This is a genomic window from Amycolatopsis sp. NPDC005961 (assembly GCF_040629235.1).
Classification (GTDB): Bacteria; Actinomycetota; Actinomycetes; order Mycobacteriales; family Pseudonocardiaceae; genus Amycolatopsis; species Amycolatopsis camponoti.
The window spans coordinates 24721-43530 of the sequence record NZ_JBEXVF010000075.1 but is presented as its reverse complement, the minus strand read 5'-3'; the positions used below and the strand labels follow the sequence as shown (position 1 = coordinate 43530).

Annotated in this window: 17 protein-coding genes; 9 read left to right on the top strand and 8 right to left on the bottom strand. The window is 72.4% G+C overall.

Going from position 1 to position 18810, the window contains the following annotated elements:
• The 5 genes from ABZ342_RS41080 to ABZ342_RS41060 all read left to right on the top strand — a co-directional run.
• The coding region (locus tag ABZ342_RS41080; protein WP_360485215.1) for a glutamate synthase-related protein at window positions 1-1662 on the top strand (1662 nt) is incomplete at its 5' end.
• Window positions 1655-3163, top strand: coding sequence for a glutamate synthase subunit beta (locus tag ABZ342_RS41075; protein WP_155542007.1), 1509 nt, complete (start codon window positions 1655-1657; stop codon window positions 3161-3163). The genes ABZ342_RS41080 and ABZ342_RS41075, both read left to right, overlap by 8 nt.
• A 158-nt stretch (window positions 3164-3321) precedes the next feature.
• Window positions 3322-4209: a peptidase gene (locus ABZ342_RS41070; protein ID WP_360485211.1), complete on the top strand. Its 888-nt coding sequence runs from the start codon at window positions 3322-3324 to the stop codon at window positions 4207-4209.
• Window positions 4210-4290: 81 nt separating this feature from the next.
• On the top strand, window positions 4291-5682 hold the full coding sequence (locus tag ABZ342_RS41065; protein ID WP_360485208.1) for an alpha/beta hydrolase: 1392 nt from the start codon (window positions 4291-4293) through the stop codon (window positions 5680-5682).
• Between the two features lie 175 nt (window positions 5683-5857).
• A complete protein-coding gene (locus ABZ342_RS41060; RefSeq protein WP_360485205.1) occupies window positions 5858-7249 on the top strand; it encodes a class II 3-deoxy-7-phosphoheptulonate synthase in 1392 nt (463 codons plus the stop codon).
• A 57-nt stretch (window positions 7250-7306) separates the two neighbouring features.
• Here the strand turns inward: ABZ342_RS41060 and ABZ342_RS41055 are convergent, their stop codons facing one another.
• The 5 genes from ABZ342_RS41055 to pknB form a co-directional block, all read right to left on the bottom strand.
• Window positions 7307-8623 carry a wax ester/triacylglycerol synthase family O-acyltransferase gene (locus ABZ342_RS41055; RefSeq protein ID WP_155542010.1) on the bottom strand — a complete coding sequence of 439 codons (1317 nt, stop codon included), beginning with the start codon at window positions 8621-8623 and terminating at the stop codon, window positions 7307-7309.
• 243 nt (window positions 8624-8866) lie between these two features.
• A complete protein-coding gene (locus ABZ342_RS41050; RefSeq protein WP_155542011.1) occupies window positions 8867-9568 on the bottom strand; it encodes a hypothetical protein in 702 nt (233 codons plus the stop codon).
• A 158-nt stretch (window positions 9569-9726) separates the two neighbouring features.
• Window positions 9727-11232, bottom strand: a complete 1506-nt coding sequence (locus ABZ342_RS41045; protein WP_155542012.1) for a flotillin family protein — start codon at window positions 11230-11232, stop codon at window positions 9727-9729.
• A 55-nt stretch (window positions 11233-11287) separates the two neighbouring features.
• On the bottom strand, window positions 11288-11497 hold the full coding sequence (locus ABZ342_RS41040) for a hypothetical protein (protein WP_155542013.1): 210 nt from the start codon (window positions 11495-11497) through the stop codon (window positions 11288-11290).
• Window positions 11494-13524, bottom strand: a complete 2031-nt coding sequence (pknB, locus tag ABZ342_RS41035) for a Stk1 family PASTA domain-containing Ser/Thr kinase (RefSeq protein WP_360485200.1) — start codon at window positions 13522-13524, stop codon at window positions 11494-11496. The genes ABZ342_RS41040 and pknB overlap by 4 nt, the downstream gene beginning before the upstream one ends.
• A gap of 103 nt (window positions 13525-13627) precedes the next feature.
• Here pknB and ABZ342_RS41030 point away from each other — a divergent pair, with 103 nt between their 5' ends.
• The 4 genes from ABZ342_RS41030 to ABZ342_RS41015 all read left to right on the top strand — a co-directional run bounded on the left by ABZ342_RS41030 (window position 13628) and on the right by ABZ342_RS41015 (window position 15635).
• Complete coding sequence (locus tag ABZ342_RS41030) at window positions 13628-13996, top strand: Rv2175c family DNA-binding protein (RefSeq protein WP_360485197.1); 369 nt, start codon at window positions 13628-13630, stop codon at window positions 13994-13996.
• A 115-nt stretch (window positions 13997-14111) separates the two neighbouring features.
• Window positions 14112-14450, top strand: coding sequence for a hypothetical protein (locus ABZ342_RS41025; protein WP_360485194.1), 339 nt, complete (start codon window positions 14112-14114; stop codon window positions 14448-14450).
• Between the two features lie 6 nt (window positions 14451-14456).
• On the top strand, window positions 14457-14756 hold the full coding sequence (locus ABZ342_RS41020) for a hypothetical protein (protein WP_360485191.1): 300 nt from the start codon (window positions 14457-14459) through the stop codon (window positions 14754-14756).
• Between the two features lie 360 nt (window positions 14757-15116).
• On the top strand, window positions 15117-15635 hold the full coding sequence (locus ABZ342_RS41015; RefSeq protein WP_360485224.1) for a CGNR zinc finger domain-containing protein: 519 nt from the start codon (window positions 15117-15119) through the stop codon (window positions 15633-15635).
• 3 nt (window positions 15636-15638) lie between these two features.
• On the opposite strand, the gene ABZ342_RS41010 is transcribed toward ABZ342_RS41015, so the two are convergent.
• From ABZ342_RS41010 to crtI, 3 genes are read right to left on the bottom strand one after another with little or no spacing between them, the layout of a single operon-like run.
• Window positions 15639-16418 carry an LLM class F420-dependent oxidoreductase gene (locus ABZ342_RS41010; protein ID WP_155542015.1) on the bottom strand — a complete coding sequence of 260 codons (780 nt, stop codon included), beginning with the start codon at window positions 16416-16418 and terminating at the stop codon, window positions 15639-15641.
• The gene (locus ABZ342_RS41005) at window positions 16415-17341 is read right to left on the bottom strand and encodes a phytoene/squalene synthase family protein (RefSeq protein ID WP_360485187.1); all 927 of its coding nucleotides are present in this window, start codon (window positions 17339-17341) and stop codon (window positions 16415-16417) included. Before ABZ342_RS41005 ends, ABZ342_RS41010 begins: the two co-directional genes overlap by 4 nt.
• Window positions 17338-18810: a phytoene desaturase family protein gene (crtI, locus tag ABZ342_RS41000; RefSeq protein ID WP_360485184.1), complete on the bottom strand. Its 1473-nt coding sequence runs from the start codon at window positions 18808-18810 to the stop codon at window positions 17338-17340. The genes ABZ342_RS41005 and crtI overlap by 4 nt, the downstream gene beginning before the upstream one ends.

The following is an 18810-nucleotide window of genomic DNA, read 5'->3' as shown; positions in this document are numbered from 1 at the left end:
TGGTCGTCACGCTCGACACGTGGACGCTGGCCTGGCGGCCGTCCGACCTGGACCAGTCGTACCTGCCGTTCCTGCAGGGCGAGGGGCTCGCGGTCGCCGCCGCCGCACCACGACATCTACTCCATCGAGGACCTGGCCCAGCTGATCCACGACCTCAAGAACGCCAACGAGCACGCCCGCATCCACGTGAAGCTGGTGTCCTCGCTCGGCGTCGGCACGGTCGCGGCCGGCGTGTCCAAGGCGCACGCGGACGTCGTGCTCATCTCGGGCCACGACGGCGGCACCGGCGCTTCCCCGATGAACTCGCTCAAGCACGCGGGCACGCCGTGGGAGATCGGCCTCGCCGAGACCCAGCAGACGTTGCTGCTCAACGGGTTGCGCGACCGGATCACCGTGCAGGTGGACGGCGCCATGAAGACCGGGCGCGACGTCGTCATCGCGGCGCTGCTCGGCGCCGAGGAGTACGGCTTCGCGACGGCCCCCCTCGTCGTCGCGGGCTGCATCATGATGCGCGTCTGCCACCTCGACACCTGCCCGGTCGGCGTCGCCACGCAGAGCCCCGAGCTGCGCAAGCGCTACACCGGCCAGGTCGAGCACGTCGTCAACTTCTTCAAGTTCGTCGCCGAAGAGGTCCGGGAAACCCTGGCTTCGCTGGGCTTCCGCACGCTCGACGAGGCCATCGGCCACGCCGAGCTGCTGAACACCGACGAGGCCGTCGACCACTGGAAGGCGTCCGGTCTCGACCTGTCGCCGATCTTCGAGATGCCTTCGGAGACCCCGTACGGCGGCGCCAAGCGACGCACGCGCGGCCAGGACCACGGCCTCGAGCACGCGCTCGACCGCACGCTCATCCAGCTCGCCGAGGCGGCGCTGGAAGACGCGCACCACGTGAACATCGAGCTGCCGGTGCGCAACGTCAACCGGACCGTCGGCACGCTGCTCGGCTCGGAGATCACCCGCCGCTACGGCGGGGACGGCCTGCCCGAGGGCACGATCAACGTCACGCTCACCGGGTCGGCGGGCCAGTCGCTCGGCGCGTTCCTGCCGCGCGGCATCACCCTCGACATGGTCGGCGACGCGAACGACTACGTCGGCAAGGGGCTTTCGGGCGGCCGGATCGTCGTCCGCCCCGACCCGGAAGCGTCCTTCGCCGCCGAGGCGCAGACGATCGCGGGCAACACGATCGCCTACGGCGCCACCGGCGGCGAGATCTTCCTGCGCGGCCAGGTCGGCGAACGCTTCTGCGTCCGCAACTCCGGGGCCACGGTCGTCGCCGAGGGCGTCGGCGACCACGCCTTCGAGTACATGACCGGCGGCCGCGCGGTGGTGCTCGGCCCGACCGGGCGCAACCTGGCGGCCGGTATGTCCGGCGGCATGGCGTTCGTGCTCGACGTCGACCGCAAGAAGGTCAACCAGGACATGGTGGACCTGCTCAAGCCGACCGCGGACGACCTGGCCTGGCTCAAGAAAACGGTGCAGCAGCACCACGATCTCACCCGCTCCGCGGTGGCGGCCTCGCTGCTCGGCGACTGGCCGCGCCGCTCCGTGGCGTTCACCAAGGTGATGCCGCGTGACTACCAGCGGGTCCTGGACGCGGCGAAGGCGGCCAAGGCCGCCGGCCGCGACGTCGACGAGGCGATCATGGAGGCCGCTCGTGGCTGACCCGACCGGCTTTCTCAAGTACGACCGCGAGGAGCCCAAGAAGAAGTCCAAAGAGGACCGCCTGCACTCCTGGGGCGAGGTCTACGCGGACGTCGACCCGGGCGAGCGCAACGAAAAGGTGCGCCGGCAGGCGTCGCGCTGCATGGACTGCGGCATCCCGTTCTGCCACTCCGGCGGTTCCGGCTGCCCGCTCGGCAACCTGATCCCCGAGTGGAACGACCTGGTGCGTCGCGGCGACTGGGCCGCGGCGAGCGACCGGCTGCACGCCACCAACAACTTCCCCGAATTCACCGGGAAGCTGTGCCCGGCGCCGTGCGAGGCGGGCTGCGTCCTGTCGATCTCGCCGGACTCCGGCGGTCCGGTGGCGATCAAGCGCGTCGAGCAGACGATCGCCGACCAGTCGTGGGAAGCGGGCTACGTCCAGCCGCAGGTGTCCGAAGTGGCCAGCGGGCAGCGGGTCGCCGTCGTCGGGTCCGGCCCGGCCGGGCTCGCCGCCGCCCAGCAGCTGACCCGCGCCGGCCACGAGGTCACGGTGTTCGAGCGCGACGACCGCCTCGGCGGGCTGCTGCGCTACGGCATCCCCGAGTTCAAGATGGAGAAGAAGGTCCTCGACCGGCGCCTCGCGCAGCTGCGCAAGGAGGGCACGCGGTTCGTCACCGGCTGCGAGGTCGGCGTCGACCTGTCGGTGGAGGACCTCCGCGCGCAGTACGACGCGGTCGTGCTCGCCGTCGGCGCGCTGCGCGGCCGCGACGACACGACGACGCCGGGCCGCGAGCTGGCCGGCGTCCACCTGGCGATGGAGCACCTGGTGCCGGCCAACAAGTTCGTCGAGGGCGACGGCCCGTCGCCGATCGACGCGCGCGGCAAGCACGTGGTGATCATCGGCGGCGGCGACACCGGCGCCGACTCCTACGGCACCGCCACCCGCCAGGGCGCGCTTTCGGTGACGCAGCTGGACCAGTACCCGACGCCGCCGTCCGTCCGGGACGACGAGCGGTCGCCGTGGCCGACCTGGCCGTACATCCTCCGCACCTACCCGGCGCACGAGGAGGCGGGCGAGCGGAAGTTCGCCGTCGCGGTCAAGCGGTTCGTCGGCTCCTCGGATGGCCGCGTGACGGCGGTGGAACTGCAGCAGGTGCGGGTGCAGAAGGACCCGGCCACCGGCCGCCGCGAGGTCATCCCGGTCAACGACGAGATCGAGACGCTGCCCGCGGACCTGGTCCTGCTGGCGATCGGCTTCGAGGGCGTCGAGGAGATGCCGCTGCTGGACGGCCTCGACCTGTCCCTGACCCGCCGCGGCACGCTGTCGTGCGGCGCGGACTGGCAGACGGAGACCCCGGGGGTGTTCGTCTGCGGCGATGCCCACCGCGGCGCGTCGCTGGTGGTCTGGGCGATCGCCGAAGGCCGCTCGGTGGCCCACGCGGTCGACGCGTTCCTGACGGGCGCGTCGGACCTCCCGGCCCCGGTCCACCCGACGGCGCTGCCGCTCGCGGTCGTCTGAGCTCTCGCGTCCGGAAGCCCCCTCGCCGCTGGTGAGGGGGCTTTCGCCCGTTTCGACCCTTTACGCCGAACGGTGGCTGTGCTCTGCGTACACAGGCAACTACTTTCGAGTAACTGTGCCGGTTTCGCGGCAATTCACCTCGGCGGAAGGTGGGCGTCTTGAAGCACACGGCTTTCCGGGCAGCGGTCGTCACCGCGGTCCTCTCCCTCGCGTTCGCCCTGGTCGGCGTGCCCGCCCAGGCAGCTCCGAAACCCTTCTGGACGCCCGAAGCCATGCGGGCGGCCGTCCCGATGGACCGCCTCGTCCAGGCGCCCGCGTTCACTCCGGCGGACGTCGCGCGCGGGCAGAGCGCGATCATCCGGAGCATCCCCAACGGCGGGGGTGTGTGGACCGGGGGCGGCCAGGTCACGCACACCGCGGGGCGCGTCTTCTTCGTCTTCAACGGCCAGAACGCGTCCTGTTCGGGTGACGCCGTCACGAGCACCAACGGCAGCGTCGTCGTCACCGCCGGGCACTGCGTGAAGTACCAAGGCACCTGGCACACGCAGTGGACGTTCGTCCCCGGCTACGAGAACGGCAACGCGCCCTACGGCCAGTGGGCGGCCAAGACCACGCTGACCACGCCGCAGTGGGAAGCCAGTGAGGACATGAACTACGACGTCGGCATGGCCGTGGTGAACCCGCTGAACGGCCAGCGGCTCACCGATGTCGTCGGCGCGCAGGGAATCGCCTTCAACCAGCCGAAGAACCAGAGTATGTACACCTTCGGCTACCCGGCCGAGGCGCCGTACGACGGCACCAAGCTGGACTACTGCAGCGGCACGACGTTCACCGACTTCCTGCTGACCAAGGACCACGGCATGCGCTGCACCATGACCGGCGGCTCGAGCGGTGGCCCGTGGTTCCTGTCGTTCAGCGAGGCGACCGGCACCGGCGTCCAGGCCTCGGTGAACAGTTTCGGGTACGTGTTCCTGCCGGGTTACATGTTCGGCCCGTACTTCGGCACCGACGCGCAGAACCTCTACAACCGCGCGCAAGCCGGGTGACCGTCGTCAGCCCGGGGGCGGACTTCCGGGTCCGGCCTCCGGGCTGACGTCTCCGCGCTTCCGCCGGGCCACGCTCGGAGTATGCGAAAAACGGTGGTACTCCTGGCTTTCCTGCCCCTGCTCGCCTCGCCGCCGGCAGACGCGGCACCGCGTCTCGAGTGGACGACACCCTGCCCGGACTACGGCATGTCGCCGTCGCCCACGGCCGGGCTCGACTGCGCGAAACTGCGCGTGCCGCTCGACTACGTGCACCCGGGACGCACCATCGAGCTGACCCTCTCGCGGCACGCCGGCGTCCCGGGCAAGCGGCGCGGCGTGCTGCTGATGAACCCCGGCGGCCCGGGCAGTCCCGGCCTCGCCATGCCGGCCCAGCTGCTGCAGCGGACGGGCGGCTCCGGCCTCCCGGACGCCTACGACGTCATCGGGTTCGACCCGCGCGGCACCGGCTACAGCACACCGGTCACGTGCGACCTGACGCCCGAGCAGCGGGGCGCCGTGCTCGGCCCGTACGCCGACGGCCCGCGGGACGTCGTGACCACCGCGGCGAAAGCGCGTGTCGTCGCGAAGCAGTGCGGCGAGGCGGCGACGGCGGACCTGCTGCCGCACATGACGACCGCGAACACCGCGCGCGACCTGGACCGGATCCGGGAAACGCTGGGGGAGAAGAAGATCTCCTACTACGGCCTCTCGTACGGCAGCTACCTCGGCGCCGCCTACGCGTCGATGTTCCCCGCCCGCGGCGACCGGATCGTCCTCGACAGCGTCCTCGGCCCGCGGGGCCTCGACGTCCGCGCCAACCAGCGGTTCGCCGAAGGGTTCGACGACCGGTTCCCGGACTTCGCCGCCTGGGCGGCCGCCCGCGACGACGTCTACCACCTGGGGCGGACCCCGGCGCAGGTGACGGCGAAGTTCTTCGAGCTGGCCGCCGCGAGAGGCCCGGAGTTCCGCTCGGACACGTGGAACGGGCTCTACGACGACGCGCGCTTCCCCGAACTCGCCGCGGAATGGGCGGGCACCGCACGCGTCGCGGCGGGCCCGCTCGACGGTGACACCCGCGCGTCGCTGCAGCTCCAGGTGATCTGCAACGACTCCGACTGGCCCGGGCAGCTCGGCTACTACCGGCGCGCGGTCGAGCGCGAACGGGTGCGGCACCCGATGTTCGGCCCGGCCGCGGCGAACGTGAACCCGTGCGCGTTCTGGCCGGTCGAGCGCACCGAACCGCCGGTGCGCGTGGGCGGCCCCGGCCCGGCGAACGTCCTGCTGGTGCAGAACCTGCGCGACCCGGCGACCCCGTTGCCGGGCGCACGCGAAACGCGAGCCGCTTTCGGGAACCGGGCCCGGCTGGTGACCGTCGACGCGGGCGGCCACGGCGTCTTCACGCGCGAGAACGCTTGCGGGAACGCCGCGGTGCTGGGCTACCTGCGGGACGGGGTCTTCCCCGAGGTGGACGGCTCCTGCCCGGCCGGCCGCTGAGCCGTGGTTCTCCCGCCGTGCGGACTCCGGCACGGGCCGCCGGGGTGGTGGTCCGGGCAAGTTCCCAGCTCGGCGGCGAGAACCGGCGGCGGCCGGGCGCGCAGATCGAGGGATCTGCCAGTCAGGGGGCGAACCGGGCGAAGCCGGGCGGGGCGGGAACCCTATCCTGGTGTTCGTGAACTGGACTGTGGACGTCCCCGTCGACACGCTGCCCGAACTGCCGCCGCTCCCGCCCGAACTGAGGGCCCGCCTGGACAAGGCCCTCGCCCTCCCGGCGGCGCAGCAGCCGGAGTGGCCGGATCCCGAGCTGACCAAGCGCGTCCGCGGTGTCCTGGAGAGCGTGCCGCCGATCACGGTCCCGGCCGAGATCGACCGCCTCAAGAGCCGGCTGGCGATGGTCGCCCGCGGCGAGGCCTTCCTCCTGCAGGGCGGTGACTGCGCGGAGACGTTCGAGTCCAACACCGAGCCGCACATCCGCGCCAACCTGCGCACGCTGCTGCAGATGGCGGTCGTGCTCACCTACGGCGCCAGCCTGCCGGTGGTCAAGGTCGGGCGCATCGCCGGCCAGTACGCGAAGCCGCGCTCGGCCGCGACGGACGCGCTGGGCCTGCCGGTGTACCGCGGCGACATCATCAACTCGCTGGTCGCGAAGCCCGAGCTGCGCGTGCCGGACCCCGGCCGGATGATCCGCGCCTACGCGAACGCGGGCGCGGCGATGAACCTGGTCCGCGCCCTGACCGGCGCCGGCATGGCCGACCTGCACCAGGTGCACGACTGGAACAAGGACTTCGTCTCGGCGTCCCCGGCGGCGCAGCGCTTCGAGGCGCTGGCCAACGAGATCGACCGCGGCCTGCGGTTCATGTCGGCCTGCGGCGTGACCGACACGTCGCTGCAGTCCACCGAGATCTTCGCCAGCCACGAAGCGCTGCTGCTCGACTACGAGCGTTCGATGCTCCGCCTGGACAACGCCGACGCGGCGAACCCGAAGCTGTACAACCTGTCGTCGCACTTCCTGTGGATCGGCGAGCGCACCCGCCAGCTGGACGGCGCGCACATCGCGTTCGCCGAGCTGCTGGCCAACCCGATCGGGTTGAAGATCGGTCCGACGACCACGCCCGAGCAGGCCGTGGAGTACGTCGAGCGGCTCGACCCGCGCTTCGAGCCGGGCCGGCTGACGCTGATCGCGCGGATGGGCAACGGCAACGTCCGCGAGGTGCTGCCGCGCATCGTCGAGCGGGTCGAGGCGTCCGGGCACAAGGTCATCTGGCAGTGCGACCCGATGCACGGCAACACGCACGAGTCGTCCACCGGCTACAAGACCCGCCACTTCGACCGGATCGTCGACGAAGTCCAGGGCTTCTTCGAGGTCCACAACCAGCTGGGCACGTACCCGGGCGGCATCCACGTGGAGCTGACGGGCGAGGACGTCACGGAGTGCCTGGGCGGCGCCCAGGAGATCTCGGACATCGACCTCTCGGGCCGCTACGAGACGGCTTGCGACCCGCGCCTGAACACGCAGCAGTCGCTGGAGCTGGCTTTCCTGGTCGCGGAGATGCTCCGCGGCTGAGCCCCGGCGCACCACTGTGGCCCGGCGACCGCCCAAGGCCACAGTGGGGGCGTTCGGTCAGGAAACGTCGAGCAGGCGGTCCACGGACTTCAGCACCGCGTCCCGCAGGGAGCCCACGTCCGGCACCGCCTCGCCGTTGACCTGCAGTCCGATGTGGACCGAGTCGCGGTACGTCGCCACCGCGATGCCGACCGCGTGCCGCGGGGCCAGCGGGACGAACGGGTAGATCTCCGCCAGCCGGGCGCCGCCGAGGGACAGCCGGGCCGGGGGTACCGGGACCGTCGTGATCACCAGGTCGAACAGCATCGGCGCGGCCAGCCCCGCCGTGCGCGTGCCCAGCCGGTGCAGCAACGGGGGCACGCGGTCGGCCAGGAGCGGGAGCGCACCGGCGCCGCGGCTCGGGCCCGCCGCCTTGTTGCGGGTCATCGCCCGGCGGACCACCCGCAGGCGCTCAACCGGGTCGTCCTCGCCGACCGGCAGGTCGCACAGGTACCCGGACAGCTTGTTGCCGCCGAGCTGGTCGCCCGCCCGGCCGCGGACGCTCACCGGGATCAGCGCGCGCAGCGTGCGGCCGTCGGCGCGGTGGCCACGGTTCACCAGCCATTCGCGCAGTGCGCCGGAAAGCACCGCCAGCACGACGTCGTTGGTCGTGCCGCCGTGGGCCTTGCGCACCCGGCGCAGCTCCGCCAGCGGCAGCCGGACGAACCCGAGCCGTCGCTCGGCCGAGGACGGCGCCGACACCGGGGACGGCGCCGGCCGCGTCGCCCGCACCACCGACGACGCGATCCCGGCGGCTTCGTTCGCCTGGCCCCAGGCCGAGCCCAGTGCGTCCTTCACCGTGTCCAAAGGGGACCGCGGGGCCGGGATCGGCCGCGAGCGCGGCGGGGTCCGCTCCGGCAGCTCGACGCCGTCGAGCAGGCCGGCCGCGACCGCGTACGCGCCGGCACCGTCGGTGAGCGCGTGGTGCAGTTTGAGCAGCAGCGCGAAGTTCCCGTCCGGCAGCCCGGTGACGAGGGTGAGGTCCCACAGCGGCCGGGACGTGTCGAGCGGCTCGGCGATCCACCGCGACGCGTGCGCGGAAAGGGGGTCCGGCTCGTACAGCGAGCTCAGCGTCACGTGGTGGATGTGGTCCGCCGCAACGAACTCCGGGTCCTCGGCCCAGCTGGCCGAGCCGGGCGGGAACAGCTCCGCGCGGGCCCGCTGGCGCAGCTTCGGCAGCCGGGCGGCCCGTTCGGCCAGCACCGCGGTCAGCGCGGCGGGGTCCACCGGGCCGCGGGCGGCGAACGTGACCACCGCCCCCATGTGCATCGGGGACTTTTCGCTTTCCAGGCAAAGGAAAGCGACGTCGAGCGCGCTGAGCGGAGAGCCTGCCATGGGCGACCTTTCCGGGTTCGCGGGGTGTGCACGGCCACGTGCTTCGGAAGGGGGCACCAGCCTCTTTCGGGGGTCCGGGTGGCGGAGCCCCCGGCCCGGGGCGGCGCCCCGGTACTAGCACTGCACCAGCCCGACATGACGGGCGGGTGGTCGAAGTGTTTCCACGACGCTAACTACCCGCCCCATTCATCCATTCGAGATACCCCGGGCGCCGGTGCTACGGGTCACAGATCAGGAAAAGCGCTACTCCGCGGGGGTGGACCCGGGTTCTTCCGCTCGCGCCACCGAGGTCCCCCATTCGGGGGTGAGTGCCGCCTGCTTGCCGACGCGGCGGACGGGCAGGCCGTTCACCTGCCGCTTGCGCAGCCCCGGCCAGATTTCCGCGGCGTCCTTCGCCGCGGCCCGGATCGCGCCGCCGTCGAGCGTCGTGCGCGTCTCGGGGATCTCGCGGTCGGTCCACTGGACGACGAGCTTCAGCGGGCCGGCCGGCGGGAGCGGCCACAGGAACACTTCGTGCTCGACGGCGAAGCGCGTGCCGCCGACGGGCTGCGCCCGCAGCACCGGGTCCGGCGGCTCGGACGCCGACGGCACCGAGATCGTCTCGGAGCTCGCCCGGCTGCCGTCGGCGTAGAGCACGCCGATGAGCAGCCCGTTGTAGTCGGGCTTGCGCCGGTGGTCGATCAGCCCCTCGGCGGGGTCGTCGACCAGGCTGTCGCGGGAGAACACCGTGATGCGCAGCGTCAGCGCCTGCGGCCAGACCTCGACCGACCGCAGCGCCACGATCGTGCGCTCCGACCGGCCCAGCGGCTGCGCCAGCGGCAGCACCGCCGGGACGATGTACTCGCGCGGGGGATCGGTCCAGTGCCGGCCGTTGAACGCGTAGAGCTCCTGCTCCGGCACGGGGAACAGGGGACGCTCACGGGGACCGCCGGTGAAGAAGCTCATCGGACGGCCCGCGACCCAGTGTCCGGCACCATGCGCCCACGGTAGGACACCGGCACGGGAATTGCCGCCCCCGAACGGGCGTACGGCCCCTGCCTCCCGTGATCCGGGACACAGAGGCCGTACGCAGCGTGACACGCCCGTCGCGCAAGCCGGATGCGCTAGTCGGTCAGCTTCAGCTCGCCGTTCGACTGGGCCTGCTTCTCGAGCTCCTTCTCGGTCGGCTTGCCCATGGCGTCCATCAGCTGGCGGGCCAGGCCGAGGCCGGTCCCGCCGAGCGACAGCGCCTTGGCGAACATGTCGGACATCCCCTCGGCGCCGTTGAGCACGACCATGTGGTCGATGTTGCCGAACGCGCCGGCGCCCGCCTCGACGATCTCCGGCCAGCGCTCGGCCAGCTGCTGCGCGACGACCGCCTCCTGGTTCTCCGCCAGTGCCGCGGCGCGCGCCTTGATGGCGTCCGCCTCGGCGAGGCCCTTCGCCCGGGCCGACTCGGCTTCGGCGAGACCCTTCGCCTTCGCCGACTCCGCTTCGGCCAGACCGCGGGCCTTGGCCGCGGCGGCCTCGGCCTCGCCGGTCGCCCGGGTCGCGCCCGCCATCGCCTCGGCCCGCGCCTTCGTGGCCTGCGCCTCCGCCTCGGCGGCCGTCTTCACCCGGGTCGCGTCCGCCGCGGCCCGCAGCTCGGTCTCCTTCGCCTCGGCCTGCGCCTTCGCGATCGAAGCGTCACGGGCCGCGTCAGCCGTCGTACGCGTGTCGTACGCCTTCGCGTCGGCCGGCTTGCGGACCTGCGACTGCAGCCGCTGCTCGGCCAGCGCCGCCTCCAGCTCGGCCGCCCGCGTCTCCTGGACGACGACCTCCTGGCGCGCGGTCGCCTCGGCCAGCGGACCCGACTGGGACATCTTCGCCCGGGCCTGGTCGACCTCGGCCTGGTAGCCGGCCTGCTGGATCTGGCTTTCGCGGACCGCGGCCGCCTTCTTCGCCGCGGACATCTGCTCGACCTCGGCGGCTTCCTGGTCGCTCCGTGCTTCGGCGATGCGGGCCGACGCGGCGATCGCGGCGGCGTGCGGCTTGCCGAGGTTGGTGATGTAGCCCGACTCGTCGTCGATCTCCTGGATCTGCAGCGAGTCGACGATCAGCCCCAGCTTGATCATCTCCGTCGCCGACGACTGGCGCACCTCGCCGGTGAGCGCGTCCCGGTTGTGGATCATCTCTTCGATGGTCAGCCCGCCCACGATCGAGCGCAGGTGCCCGGAGAACAGCTCGTGGATGGTGTCGTTCATGCCCTTCTGCTGGTCCAGGAACCGGCGGGCGGCGTTGGCGATCGACGCGAAGTCGTCGCCGACCTTGTAGATGACCACGGCCCGCACGGTGACCGGCAGCCCCTGCTTGGTCACGCACGAGACCTGCAGGTTGACGCCGCGGGTGTCGAGCGAAAGCCGGCGCGCGGTCTGGAAGCCGGGCAGGACGTTCACCCCACGGCCGGTGATGATCTTGAAGCCCAGGCTGTCCGCGGTGTCCGCGCGATCGACCCGGACGCCCAGCCCGGAGATGATCAGGGCTTCGTTCGGCTCGGCGACCTTGTACAGCAGCCGCAGGATGCCGAAGATCACGAACAGCACGACGATGAGCCCACCCGCCGCGTACAGCACGATTTCGACGAGACTCATGGCACCGACCCCCTCGCTCTTTTCTGTTGTAGGTGTTGGTGCCCCTTCGACGCCGTCAGCGGCCCAGCGGTTGCCACCGCTCGACATAAACCGTCCGCGGGGGTTCGAAGTCGACCACGAGCACCTGGGTGCCGGAGGAGAAGGACGCGTCCGGGTCGGCCGGGTAGGCGTAGAACGCCTCCGTGCCGCCCCGGACGTTGAGGAGCACCTCGCCGATGAGGCCGGGACCGATCGTGCCGGTCACGCGGCCACGGCTGCCGATCATCCCCCGAAGCCCTTCAGCTTGACCTTGGAGCCCTTCTGCACGAACGTCCCCGGCTGCGGGTCCTGCTGGAAGACGAAGTCGAACCCGCCGCCGCCGCCGTTGCCGCGGCCCCGGCCACCGTCGCGGTCGGCCTTCAGCCCGGCCTGCTCGAGGATCTTCTGGGCGTCGTCGAACGAGCGGAACCGCACGTCCGGCACCTGCACGGCGTTGTTGACGAAGACGCCGATCCGCTTCTCCTTGGCCTGCGAGTTGGCCGGCGGGTCGGTCCGGGTGACGGCGCCGCCCGCGACGTCCTGCTTGAACTCCTCGCCCGCCTGGAACGGCTCGAAGCCGGCCTGCTGCAGCAGCTGGAACGCCTCGTCCTTGCTCCGGCCGGTGACGTCCGGGACCGGCGGCAGCGGGATCGGGCCCTTCGACACGATGATCGTGACCTGGCCGCCGATGTTCAGCTGGCTGCCCGCGGACGGCTCGGTGCGGATCACCGCGCCCTGCGGGACGTCGGCGTCGAAGTCTTCGCCACCGCGGGCCGGGGTCAGCTGCGCGGTCTTGATGGCCTGCTCGGCGTCGGGCAGCGCGGTGCCAGGCCGGATGTCCGGCACCGTCGGGCGGCCCTTCGACAGCACGACCGACACGTTCGAGTTCGGCTGCAGCGAGGTGCCTTCGGCGGGCTCGGCCCGCAGCACGGTGTTCGACGGCACGGAGTTGTCGTACTCCTGGCTGAACTGCGGGTTCAGCTTCACCGCCCGCAGCGCGTCACCGGCCGCGGCCTGGTTCAGCCCGACGAGCTTCGGCACGGTCGCGGTCTTGGCGCCGCCGGTGTCGGTGATCATGAAGATGAACGCCGTGATCAGCCCGCCGAACAGCAGCACCGCGCCGGCGATGATGGCGATCCGCTTCCGGTTGTCCGTCGGCTTCTCCCGCTCGGACTCGCCGCGGCGCCGGGCCACCGGCGGCCGCACGGGCGGGATCTGCTGGGTGAAGCCCGGGGGAGGGGTGCCCGGGTGGCTCAGCGCCCGCGTCGCGTTCGGGCGGTTGACCGGCATGGTCTTCTCGGTGTCCGGCACCTGCGGGATCCGCGGCAGCGTGCGCTCGGTGTCGGCGAGGTCGCCCTGGCCGCGCGAGACCGGGACCGGCACGTTCACCGGAAGCAGGCCCAGCTGCGCGCGCACCGCCGTCAGCTCGGTCAGGAACTCGCCGGCGTCGGCGGGGCGCAGCGCCGCGTCGCGCCGGGTCGCGCGGGTGATCAGCTCGTCCAGCGCGGGCGGCAGGTCCGGGCGCAGCTCGCTGGGGCGCGGGACGTCGTCGTTCACGTGGCGGTAGGCCACGGAGATCGCCGTGTCGCCGGTGTAGGGCACCTGCCCGGTGAGCATCTCGAAGAGCAGGATGCCGACCGAGTAGACGTCGCCCTGCGCGGACGCCGAGCCGGTCTCGACCTGCTCCGGCGACAGGTAGGCGACCGTGCCGAGGATGACGCTCGAGCTCGTCGTGCCCGCGCTCGCCACGGCCCGCACCAGGCCGAAGTCGGCGACCTTCACCGCGCCGCCGGTGTGCGGCCCGGTCCGGCCGATCAGCACGTTCTCCGGCTTGACGTCGCGGTGCACCAGCCCCGCCCGGTGTGCGACGGCCAGCGCCGAGAGCACCGGCTCGGCCACGCTCAGCGCCAGCGCGATGTCCAGGGGGCCCTGGTCGGCCAGCAGGTCGCGCAGCGTCCCGCCGTCGACCAGCTCCATCACCAGGAACGCGAGGCCGGACTCGGCGCCCTGGGGCAGGTCGAACCCCTGGTCGTGCACCGCCACCACGTGCGGGTGGTGCAGCTGCGCCGCCGACTGCGCCTCGCGCACGAACCGGTCCACGAACGACCGGTCGTCGGCGAACCGCGGGTCCATGATCTTGATCGCGACCGGACGGTCCAGCCGGGTGTCCGTCCCCCGGTAGACGGAGGACATCCCCCCGTGCGCGAGCAGCCGGTCCACCCGGTAGCGCCGCTCGAGGAGCGTGCCGACCAGGCTGGGTTGGGTGCGAGTCACGAGTATGGATCGTACGGAACCGCACACGGTTGGTGGAGGAGACCTCGCGGGTCACCCGTGCGCACTAACGGGCGTGAGTGCGGAATGTGGCAGAGTGTCACCTGTGAGTGGGATTCCTGTCGCCGACGACGTCCTCGACACCGCCATCGCGGTCCTCCCGGTGGGAGAGGTCGCGAAAGTTCTCGGGACGTCGGCCAACAAGGTCCGCCAGATGCTGCGCGACGGTCAGCTGATCGCCGTCCGGCGAGGCGGTGACCTGTGCGTTCCCGGTGCTTTCTTCGTCAAGGACGGGGTGGTGAAGGGCCTGGCCGGGACGATCACGGTGCTCGCCGACTCCGGGTTCTCCCGGACCGAGATGCTGCGGTGGCTCTTCGAGACCGACGAGACCCTGCCGGGCAGCACCCCGATCAACGCCCTGCGCACCAGCCACGGCACCGAGGTGAAGCGGCGCGCCCAAGCGATGGCGTTCTGACCTGCGGAAATAACTCGCCGCGGCGGCCAGTTGGACGGCCGCGGCGATACCCAGGCACGCCGGCAGCGACCAGGTCGCGAGCGGCCCGGCGGCGGCCGCCCCGGCCGCGAGACCGGTGATCTTCACGGTCGCCGCCGTCGTGAACACCTGCGCCCGGACGTGCTCCGGCGCCTCGCGGTGGCGGATCGCGAACAACGCCGTGAGCTGCGGTCCTTCGCCGAAGCCGGCCACCGCGGCGGCCACGACCAGCAGCGTCACGCCGTCGGCGGCCGCCGCCAGCGTGGCGCTCACGGCCAGGACCAGCGTGCTCAGCCAGACCGTCCGGTCCGGGGACCACGGCAGCGGAAATCTCGTGAAGACGCCGTTGGCCAGCAGCGACGCGACCGCCAGGACCGTGAGCAGGAGCGCGCCGTCCGCGGGGCCGCGCAGGTGGGTCGCGCCCAGCAGGGGATAACAGACGGTGACCATGCCGATGCCGGCGCAGGACATCGCCGACGCCAGCGTGGCGCGCCTCAGCGGGGCGTTGTGCACCAGAACCGTGAAGCCGTCCTTGAGGCGGGGCGCGGTCCCGGGTCGCTTCGCGGGGAGGGACCAGGCCACCGGGACCGCGGCGGCGACCAGGGCGACGGCCACCCCGAGCCCGAGCGGGCCGCCGAGGAGCCCGGCGAGCCCAGGTCCGGCCAGGGCGGCGGCGGTGAACGTGAGCGCGTCGAGCCGGCTGGCCCTCGGGAGCTTCGGCCCGGCGACGGCGGGCAGCTGAGCGGTCCAGCCGCCGGCGATGGCCGGGTTGAGCAGGCCGACCGCGACGGCTCCGGCGACCACGGTCCCGAGCGGCAGGTGCCCGAAGGCGGCGGTGATGAGGGCGATCCCGCCCGCGTATCCGGCGAGGGCGATCGCCAGCAGCCGCCCGGGCGTCGCACTGCGGTCGAGGAAGTTCCCGAAGACGGGTCCGCCCACGGCGGCGGCCGCGGTCAGCCCGGCGAGCAGCGCGGAACCGGCGTGCGTGCCTTGGTGCAGCCCGAGCAGGAGGAGGGCGGGGCCGGACAGCTCGTCCCCGGTCCGCGCCAGCGTCGCCCCGGCCAGGTAACGCCTCAGCATGGCCAAGACGTTACAGTGGGGGATGGCCTTTCCGCATCGCGATTCCGTGCAGCGCGCGGTCGACCTGCTGGGCGTCCTGCTGTCCGACGCCGATCCGGAGGCGGTGGCGCGGGTCTTGCGATCGCACGGCGAACCGGACGTCCGGCTGTCGCCTTCGGATGTGGCGGAACTGCGGACGGCGGCGGTTTCGCTCCGCGAGGTGTTCGCGGCGCCCGACGTGGCTTCGGCGGCTTCGGTGCTCAACGCGTTGTTCGCGGAGTACGCGGGCCCCCCGAGGCTGACGGACCACGAAGAGGGTTACGGCTGGCACCTGCACGCGGACGCGGCGGACGACGGGCCGTGGGGAGCGTGGCTGGTGACGTCTTCGGCGCTGGGGCTGGCCTCGCTGCTGGCGGAGCGCCAGGACGTCCCGGGAGGGCTGTGCGCGTCGCTGTCGTGCGGGAAGCCGTTCGCCCACACGGGAGGCGGCAGTCCCCGGAGGTTCTGCTCGGCCCGGTGCGCGACCCGCGAGCGTGTCGCCGCGCACCGGGCGCGAGGCTGAAACTCAGCCGTTGGTCTTGTCGCGCCAGGCGATCCAGGACTTCAACGCGCCCAGGTCGTAGTCCGGGCCGCCCACGCCGACCGTGAACGTCGTGACGCCCAGGCTCAGCAGCTTCGGGCCCAGCTCGTCCGGCTCGCCCTGCACGCCGCACGAACGCTCGATCTCCGCCGGGTCGCGGCCGACGTCCGCGCAGTGCTGGTCGAGGATCTTCACCTTGCGCTCGACGACCTCCGGGTCGCCGAAGCCGTGCCAGATGTCGCCGTGCTTGGCCACCAGCTTCAAGGTCTTCTTCTCGCCGCCGCCGCCGATGAGGACCGGGATCTTGCGGGTCGGCGGCGGGTTCAGCTTGCCGAAGCGGGCCTCGATGCGGGGGAGCGACTCCGCCAGGTTGTCCAGGCGCCCGCCCGCGGTGCCGAACTCGTAGCCGTACTCGTCGTAGTCCTTCTCGAACCAGCCGGAGCCGATGCCGAGGATGAGCCGGCCGCCGGAGATGTGGTCGACCGTGCGGGCCATGTCGGCCAGCAGCTCGGGGTTGCGGTAGCTGTTGCAGGTCACCAGCGCGCCGATCTCCACGCGCGACGTCGACTCCGCCCACGCGCCGAGCATGGTCCAGCACTCGAAGTGCTTGCCCTCGGGATCGCCGTACAGCGGGTAGAAGTGGTCCCAGTTGAAGACGATGTCGGCGCCGAGGTCCTCGGCCGCCGAGGCGGTGCGCCGGATGGTGTCGTAGTCGGCGTGCTGCGGCTGGAGCTGCAGCCCGATCCGGATGCGTCGTTCGGTCATGAACGCAGCCTACGACCGCCCCGGAGCGTCTCGCGCGCCCAGACCGTGGCCAAGGGTGGTAGCGCCACTACCAGCCTGCGCGACTTCGGCACCACCGCGCGCCGCGTGAGGATGTCGTAGTCCAGCGCCACGATCTCGTCGAGAATGCCTTCGTACAGCGTCAACGCCGTCCGCACGCACGGCCGCGATTCCGGGCGCAGCAACGGAACCCCGGCCTCGGCCCGCCGGTACACCGCCCGCGTCCGCGCGACGAAGTACGCCAGCGCCGCCCGGATCCGCGGATCGGGTCGCCGCCGCTCGAGCAGCTCACGGGTGACGCCGAACGCGGCCAGCTCCCGCGTCGGCAGGTACAGCCGGCCACGATCGAGGTCCTCGCCGACGTCGCGCAGGAAGTTCGTCAGCTGGAACGCCTCGCCGAGCGCGATGGCTCCCGGTGTGGCGTCGGCCAGCGGGCCGACCGTGCCGAACACCGGCAGCATCTGCAGTCCGATCACCGCGGCCGAGCCGTACATGTAGTCACCCAGCTCGGCGAACGTCCGGTACTCGATCGGGTCGAGATCCCGCCGCATGGACTTCAGGAACGCGTCGAACAGGCCGCGCTCGATGCCGTACCGGCGCACCGTGTCGGCCAGCGCCGCGAGCACCGGGTCGTTCGGGGTGCCGCCGTCGAAGACGACGTCGACCATCGCCGCGACGCGATCCAGTTCGGCCGCCGGATCACTGCCCGGCGCCGGGTTGTCGACCAGTTCGTCGGCCATCCGCGCGAACCCGTAGAGCGTGTGCGCGGCCGGCCGGGCCCGCGCCGGCAGCAGCCGGGTGGCCAGGAAAAACGTGCGCCCGTGGTGGGCGTTGATGCGGCGGCACTCCGTGTACGCGGCGCGCAGAGCGGGCTCGGTGATGCCCGCGGCGTCGAGTTCGTTCACCGGCCGGTGATCCTTTCCGCTGCCAGTCGTCCGGAGATGAGCACGGGCGGGATGCCGACACCAGGCGTCGTGCCGCAGCCGGCGAGCACCACGTTGCCCGCCGCGCGCACCAGGTTCGCGGGCCGGAACGGGCCGGTCTGCGCGAACGTGTGCGCCAGCGAGAACGGCGTCCCGGCGGCGAGCCCGCGCGCCGCCCAGTCCGCGGGGGTGATCGTCTCGTCGACGGTGAACTCGTCGCCGAACCCGGTCAGCCCGCGCGCTTCGAGCGTGCGGAACAGCTCTTCGCGGTACGGCCCGCGCACGCGGTCCCAGTCGACCGGCCCGCGGTGGGTGTTCGGCGCCGGAGCGAGCACCGAGACGATTTCGCCACCGCGCCCGGCCAGCCCGGGGTCGGTCGCCGTCGGCCGCGTGACCAGCAGCGACGGGTCGCTCATCAGCTTCCCCTCGCGGATGATCTCCGCGAACGTCCGCTCCCAGGCGTCGCCGAAGAAGATCGTGTGGTGGCCGAGGTCCCACTTCTCGGTGGTCCGCCCGTGCACCACCACGGCGGACGGCGAGTACCGCAGCGGCACCGGCCGCCGCGGCCGCGCGCCGATGAGGCGGTAGGCCGCGCTCAGCTCGGTGGCCAGCACGACAGCGTCGCAGGCGATCCGCTCGCCCGAGCGCGTCCGGACCGCGCGCACCCGCGAATTCACCCGCTCGAGCCACGCGGCTTCGGTGCCGAACCGCACGTCGGCGCCCGCCCGCGCGGCCGCGCCGGTCATCGCCCGGCCGATCTCGCCCATCCCGCCTTCGGGGTAGTAGACGCCGCCGACGGTGTCCATGTAGGCGATGACGCCGTACGCGCCGATCGCGCTCGCCGGGTCGAGACCCGCGTAGAGCGCCTGGAAGGTGAACAGCCGCCGGACCCGCTCGTCGAGCAGGTAGCGGCCGACGCGCGGGCCGAGCCTGCCGAACCCGCCCAGCGCCGCGAGCTTCGCCAGCTCGGGGCGGGCCAGGTCGAGCGGCGAGTCGAAGTTCGTCGCGAGGAACCGGTCCTTCTGCACGGCGTACAGCTCGGTCAGCCAGCGCCGCAGCGCGCGGTAGCCCGCCGCCTCGCGGCCGCCGGCGAAGGCGCGGATCTCGGCCTCCATCGCGTCGCCGTCGGTGTGCAGCGCCAGCTCGCGGCCGTCGGCGAACCGCGCCCGGTACGCCGGGTCGAGCCGGGTCAGGCGCAGGTTCTTGGCCAGGGACTCGCCGACCGCGGCGAACGCCTCTTCGAGCAGCTCGGGCATGGTCAGCACGCTCGCGCCGGTGTCCACGGCGTTGCCGTCGAAGTTCTGCTGCCCGGCGCGTCCGCCCGGGACGGCGGCCTGCTCCAGCAGCGTGACGCGGCGCCCCGCGCCGAGCAGGTGCAGGGTCGCCGAAAGCCCGGCCAGGCCCGCCCCGATCACGACGACGTGGTCGGTGGCCCCCTCCACGCGCCGCAC

Excerpts from the sequence above, each read along its gene's own strand:
- ABZ342_RS41065 (WP_360485208.1), top strand. The coding sequence starts at position 4,291 with ATGCGAAAAACGGTGGTACTCCTGGCTTTCCTGCCCCTGCTCGCCTCG.
- ABZ342_RS41055 (WP_155542010.1), bottom strand. The coding sequence starts at position 8,623 with ATGGCAGGCTCTCCGCTCAGCGCGCTCGACGTCGCTTTCCTTTGCCTG.
- ABZ342_RS41050 (WP_155542011.1), bottom strand. The coding sequence starts at position 9,568 with ATGAGCTTCTTCACCGGCGGTCCCCGTGAGCGTCCCCTGTTCCCCGTG.
- ABZ342_RS41045 (WP_155542012.1), bottom strand. The coding sequence starts at position 11,232 with ATGAGTCTCGTCGAAATCGTGCTGTACGCGGCGGGTGGGCTCATCGTC.
- ABZ342_RS41040 (WP_155542013.1), bottom strand. The coding sequence starts at position 11,497 with ATGATCGGCAGCCGTGGCCGCGTGACCGGCACGATCGGTCCCGGCCTC.
- ABZ342_RS41015 (WP_360485224.1), top strand. The coding sequence starts at position 15,117 with ATGGCCTTTCCGCATCGCGATTCCGTGCAGCGCGCGGTCGACCTGCTG.
- ABZ342_RS41010 (WP_155542015.1), bottom strand. The coding sequence starts at position 16,418 with ATGACCGAACGACGCATCCGGATCGGGCTGCAGCTCCAGCCGCAGCAC.